At 28.8% G+C, this 490-nt stretch carries 1 protein-coding gene and 1 pseudogene; one reads left to right on the top strand and one right to left on the bottom strand.

Translation table 11 applies throughout. The annotated features are described in order from the left end of the window. A pseudogene (locus CEW93_RS10935) lies at nt 1-220 on the top strand (hypothetical protein); the annotation flags it as partial. 20 nt (nt 221-240) lie between these two features. Here CEW93_RS10935 and CEW93_RS10930 read toward each other — a convergent pair. After that, nucleotides 241-490 (bottom strand): hypothetical protein (locus tag CEW93_RS10930; RefSeq protein ID WP_146416672.1); only part of this gene is annotated, 250 nt, incomplete at its 5' end.

Raw genomic sequence — 490 nt, 5'->3', positions numbered from 1 at the left:
AGGCAAAAAAATACCATATAAGGTTACACCAAATCCTAAAAATATCAAAAAAACCTATTGCAGCGAAATAGTATGGTATTCCTATTACAAAGCTGGAAAACAATATATGATCCCCGAGCATGGAGTTTGGTTACCACCAAGTATTGTAGCCCCATATGCATTTGTTAATAAGCAAGATGTTAAGCACAATGGTTTTAAATTCGTAGATAATAAATGGTAGTTACAAAATAAAGACTAAATCTATTGAGATTTAGTCTTTAAATCTTTAGAATAACCATTTATTATTTGCTCTTCTCCCTTCACTTGCTTTGCTTTATAGTCATAATAGTAGTACTTCGTAGTATCTTTTTCTTTATATTCTATTAAATAATTCCTATATCCTGGTAAATTCCCAATCCTTTTTTTTAATTCAATTTTTTTAGGTTTTTTCTCAATGTTAACCAAATATGAGCGAACCTTACTTTCCGTATACTGAAATCTTATAATAATA

This window comes from Moraxella sp. VT-16-12 (assembly GCF_002224245.2).
Classification (GTDB): Bacteria; Pseudomonadota; Gammaproteobacteria; order Pseudomonadales; family Moraxellaceae; genus Moraxella.
The sequence above is the reverse complement of the archived record's forward strand: the minus strand, read 5'-3'. Positions and strand labels throughout refer to the sequence as shown.